This window comes from Actinotalea ferrariae (assembly GCF_019733465.1).
Taxonomy (GTDB): domain Bacteria; phylum Actinomycetota; class Actinomycetes; order Actinomycetales; family Cellulomonadaceae; genus Actinotalea; species Actinotalea ferrariae_A.
Genome location: NZ_JACVQL010000273.1, coordinates 1 through 5,112 on the forward strand (window position 1 = coordinate 1; position 5,112 = coordinate 5,112).

The window sequence follows — 5,112 nt, forward strand, 5'->3', positions numbered from 1 at the left end:
GCGCTGGGCGCTGAGCCGACGTCGGCCGGCGAGGCGCTGCCACGCGGCGCCCGGCTCGCGGTCGACGTCGGAGCGGTCCGCGTCGGGCTCGCCGCGAGCGACCCCGACGGGCTCATCGCGACCCCGGTCGAGACGGTCCCGCGGGACGCCGCGCCCGGCATCGCCGGCCCGAGCGACGTGGCGCGGATCGCCGCGGTCGCCGACGAGCGGTCGGCCGCCGTGGTCTACGTCGGGCTGCCCCGCAGCATGTCCGGGGCCGAGGGTTCCGCGTCAGCGCTGGTTCGGACCTATTGTGTTGCGCTGGCGCACGCTGTCGCGCCGGTGCCGGTGCGGCTCGTGGACGAGCGCCTCAGCACGGTGACGGCGCACCAGGCGCTGCACGCGTCCGGCCGGGCCGGGCGGCGCCACCGCGCCGTCGTCGACCAGGCGGCCGCGGTGGTGATCTTGCAGGCGGCGCTCGACGCGGAGAAGGCGTCCGGGCGGCGCGCGGGGGAGCTGGTCGGGCCTGCACAGGCTCGGGACGACGCATGACGGTGGTCGGCGACAACGCCGGCGGCCGAGGGTCCGCACCGCCCCCGGGGGCGGACCGCACGGGAGGGACGAACGCGATGAGGCACCTGGAGACGGCGCGCGAGGAGGCACGGCGGTGAACGACCTGTTCCTCGACGAGATCGTCCAGCCCGACGGGCCGGCCGAGAGCCGTGGTGACCGGTCCGCCCGCCGCGCGGAGCGCGCCGAGCGCGAGCGTCGCCGCAAGCGCCGCAGGCGGCGCAACCTCATCGCGCTCGTGCTGTGCCTGGCGGTCCTCGGCGGCGCGGCGTGGGCCGTCGTCCAGTTCGTGCTGCCGATGCTCGACGACCTCCGCGGGGCGACCCAGCAGGAGGCGACGACCGACTACCCGGGCCCCGGGCACGGGAGCGCCGAGGTCGTCATCCCGGCCGCGGCCACGGGCGCCGAGATGGCGCGCCTGCTCGTGGACGCCGGCGTCGTCGCGTCCGCCGGTGCCTTCGAGGACGCCTTCACCGCGAACCCCGACGCCGCAGGCATCCAGCCCGGCACCTACCGGCTGCTGCTCGAGATGAAGGCGGCGGACGCGGTCACCGCGCTCCTCGACTCGGAGAACCGCATCCAGACCAAGGTGACCATCCCGGAGGGTCTGCGGGTCGACCAGGTCCTCGACCGGCTGTCCTCGGTGACCACGGTGCCGGTCGCGGACTTCCAGGCCGCGATGGCCGACCCGGCCGCGACGGGGCTCCCGGCGGAGGCCGGCGGGAGCTACGAGGGCTGGCTGTTCCCCGCGACCTACACCTTCGAGCCGGGCACCGCACCGGTCGAGATGATCCAGCAGATGGTCGCGCAGACGGTCGCGAACCTCGACGCCCGTGGCGTCGCGGCAGCGGACCGTCAGCGCGTGCTCACGATCGCGTCGCTCGTCGAGCGCGAGGCCCGCACGCCCGAGGACCGGTCGAAGGTCGCGCGGGCGATCCAGAACCGGCTCGACATCAACATGAAGCTCGACATCGACGCCTCGGTGGCGTACGGCGCCGGCATCCCCGGCACCGAGCTGCGCAACGTGCACAAGGAGACGGACACCCCGTACAACCTGTACATGCGCACCGGCCTGCCGCCGACGCCGATCGCGGCCCCGAGCCTGACGTCCATCGACGCGGTCCTCGCGCCTGCGGACGGCCCGTGGATCTTCTGGGTGACGATCAACCTCGAGACGGGCGAGACCCGGTTCGCGGAGACCCTCACCGAGCACAACCAGAACGTCGCGCTGCTGCGTCAGTGGGAGGACGAGAACCAGGGGTGAGCACCGCCCGGCGCGCGGCCGTCCTCGGCCACCCCATCGCGCACTCCCTCTCGCCCGTGCTGCACCGGGCGGCGTACGCGGCCCTCGGCCTCGACGACTGGCGCTACGAGCCGGTCGACGTGACCGAGGAGCAGCTGCCGGCGTTCGTCGCGGGGCTCGACGCCGCGTGGGCGGGCCTGAGCCTCACCATGCCGCTCAAGCAGACGGTCCTCGGGCTGCTCGACCACGTCGAGCCGCTCGCCGAGGTCGTGGGCGCCGTGAACACCGTCCTCGTGCAGGGCGGCGGACGACCCGTGCTCGTCGGCGCGAACACCGACGTCCACGGCGTCGTCGCGGCCCTGCGCGAGGGCCTGGGGGAGCGGCGCGTCCGCAGTGCCGTCGTGCTGGGCGCCGGCGCGACGGCGGCCTCGACCCTCGCGGCGCTCGCGCAGCTCGGCTGCACGACGCCCGACGTGCACGTGCGGTCGATGGCGCGCGCCGGCGGCACGATGCGCGCCGCGCACCGGATGGGCGTCGAGCCGCGCTTCCTCACCATGGACCCGCCCGACCGCCTGCTCGCGGCGCTCGAGCGGGCTGACGTCGTCGTCTCGACGCTCCCGCCGCGCGCGGCCGACCCGCTGGCGGAGCGCCTTCTCGCAGGCACAGGTGCAGGTACAGGTGCCGGTGCCGGCGAGCTGCACGGCGTGCTGCTGGACTGCGCCTACGACCCCCGCCCGACGGCGCTCACGGCGGCGTGGGCCGCGCGGGGCGGTGTCGCCGTCACGGGCGAGCGCATGCTGCTGCACCAGGCGACCGAGCAGGTGCGGCTCATGACCGGCCGCCCCGCGCCGGTCGACGCGATGGAGCACGCGCTCGAGGACGCGCTGGCCTGAGCGCTGACGCCGGCCTGAACGCTGACGCCGACCTGAACGCTGACGCGTCACCGGCGTCCGCGCCGGCCGGCGCCGTGGCACGAGCCGGGCACGCGCCGGTTCGTCGTCGACCGCTCGCACGAACCGCTACAGCACCGGGCACGGCCTGCCGATAGGGACCTTGGGCCACCTCTGCGCCGCGACCCCCGTCGCGGGAGGGGCCTTCGACGGTCACCCGGAAGGACACCCGTGAAGCAGCTCGGAGACATCCTCCTCGACGAAGGCCTCGTCACCGAGGGCCAGCTCATGGCCGCCCTCGACGAGCAGGCGGTGCGGGGCGAGTCCCTCGGCCGGGTGCTCGTGGAGATCGGCATGCTCAGCGAGGCGCAGCTGGTGCGCGCGCTGGCCAACCAGGTCGGGATGGAGTTCGTCGAGCTCAGCGACTACCCCGTCGACCGCAACGCCGTCGCGCTGCTCCCCGGCGCGCTCTGCCGCCGGTACACGGTGCTGCCCGTCGCGCTGCTCGAGGGTGCGCTCGTCCTCGCCATGGCCGACCCGGGCAACGTCCTCGCCGTCGACGACGCCCGCACGCTCTCCGGGCTGCCGGTGCGCACCGTCGTCGCCACGCACGACGACCTCATCACCGCGATCGACCGCTTCTGCCGCGCCGACGAGGAGATCGACGACCTCGCCTCGGCGTTCGAGGAGGAGCAGGAGCAGTACGCGGACACCGACCTGTCCAAGGTCGGCGACGTCGTCGAGGACGACGCGCCGATCGTGCGGTTCGTCAACCTGCTCGTCACGCAGGCGATCCAGGACCGGGCGTCCGACATCCACATCGAGCCGACCGAGAAGGACCTGCGCGTCCGGTACCGCATCGACGGCGTGCTGCACGAGATGCAGCGCTCGCCCAAGCAGATCCAGTCGGGTGTCATCTCGCGCCTGAAGATCATGAGTGACATCGACATCGCCGAGCGTCGCAAGCCGCAGGACGGCCGCATGTCCGTCACGCACCACGGCCGCAAGATCGACCTCCGCGTCGCCACGCTGCCGACCGTGTGGGGCGAGAAGGTCGTCATGCGAATCCTCGACAACTCGACCGCGAGCCTCGACCTGCGCGACCTGTCGTTCCTCGAGGAGAACTACCAGACGTACCAGGAGTCCTACACCAAGCCGTACGGGATGCTCCTGGTCACCGGCCCGACGGGTTCCGGGAAGTCCACGACGCTCTACGCGACGCTCAACGCCGTGTCCAAGCCGGAGATCAACGTCATCACCGTCGAGGACCCGGTCGAGTACCGGCTCCCCGGCATCAACCAGGTCCAGGTCAACCCCAAGGCCGGCCTCACGTTCGCGGGTGCCCTCCGCTCGATCCTGCGGTCCGACCCCGACGTCGTCCTCCTCGGTGAGATCCGTGACCACGAGACCGCGCAGATCGCCATCGAGGCCGCCCTCACCGGCCACCTCGTGCTCTCGACGCTGCACACCAACGACGCGCCGAGCGCCGTGACGCGTCTCGTCGAGATGGGCATCGAGCCCTTCCTCGTCGGCTCAGCGCTCGACTGCGTCGTCGCGCAGCGCCTCGCGCGGCGGCTGTGCGGCAAGTGCAAGGAGCTCTACACGCCCAGCGAGGTCGAGCTCATCGCGGCCCGCTTCCCGTGGAGCCCCGGCGACGAGCTGCCGGCCATGTACCGTCCCGTCGGCTGCTCGGCCTGCTCGAAGACCGGGTACAAGGGCCGCCTCGCGATCCACGAGGTCATGCGCGTGACGGAGGACATCGAGCGGCACGCCGTCGCGCACTCCTCGTCGGCGGACATCGGCCGCACCGCGAGGGAGCAGGGGATGATCACGCTCCGCGACGACGGCTGGACGAAGGTCCTCCTCGGCGACACCTCGGTCGAGGAGATCCTCCGCGTCGTCGCCTGACGCCTCAAGCACCGCCCGTCCTGCGCCGATAGACGGCTCAGGACGTCCCGCCGCCGTCGCCCGTGACCGAGAGGCCTGCTGTGAACGACTTCGACCCCGCCTACGGCGGTCCCGCCGTGCCCCGGTCCGCTCCGGGAGCCGCCGAGCCGACCGCCGCCTACGGCGTGAGCCCGTTCGGCGCGGCCCCGGGCGCCCCCTACGGGCAGCAGCCCGCGCAGCCGACGTACGGGCAGCAGCCCGCGTACGGCCAGACGGCGGCATACGGGCAGCCGTCGGCCGCGCCCGGTACGCCCGCCGCGGCGGCGTACGGCGTCCCCGGGACGCCCACCGGGCCGGTCGCCCAGCAGCAGCCCTACGGGGCACCGGCGCCGCAGGCCGCGCCCACGGCGCACGGCGTGCCGTCGCCGCAGACGTACGGGCAGGTGCCGGTGCCGTCCCGCCCGGTGTCGGGCACCGCGCCGGCCGCACCGGCCCATCAGCAGGCTCCCGTCGGTGCCGGTGCCGGTGCCGGTGCCGGTGCCG

At 73.9% G+C, this 5,112-nt stretch carries 4 protein-coding genes and 1 pseudogene; all 5 read left to right on the top strand.

Annotated features, from left to right (window positions below; genetic code table 11):
* Positions 1-3 precede the first annotated feature (3 nt).
* Complete coding sequence (gene ruvX, locus ICW40_RS17595) at positions 4-531, top strand: Holliday junction resolvase RuvX (RefSeq protein WP_221655307.1); 528 nt, start codon at positions 4-6, stop codon at positions 529-531.
* 115 nt (positions 532-646) lie between these two features.
* On the top strand, positions 647-1,813 hold the full coding sequence (mltG, locus tag ICW40_RS17600) for an endolytic transglycosylase MltG (protein WP_308121892.1): 1,167 nt from the start codon (positions 647-649) through the stop codon (positions 1,811-1,813).
* Positions 1,810-2,685 (top strand): shikimate dehydrogenase, encoded by an 876-nt coding sequence (locus ICW40_RS17605; RefSeq protein WP_221655305.1) that lies wholly within the window; start codon positions 1,810-1,812, stop codon positions 2,683-2,685. The genes mltG and ICW40_RS17605 overlap by 4 nt, the downstream gene beginning before the upstream one ends.
* A gap of 228 nt (positions 2,686-2,913) precedes the next feature.
* The gene (locus ICW40_RS17610; protein WP_221655306.1) at positions 2,914-4,590 is read left to right on the top strand and encodes a GspE/PulE family protein; all 1,677 of its coding nucleotides are present in this window, start codon (positions 2,914-2,916) and stop codon (positions 4,588-4,590) included.
* Between the two features lie 80 nt (positions 4,591-4,670).
* Positions 4,671-5,112 (top strand): annotated as a pseudogene (locus tag ICW40_RS17615) (hypothetical protein); the annotation flags it as partial.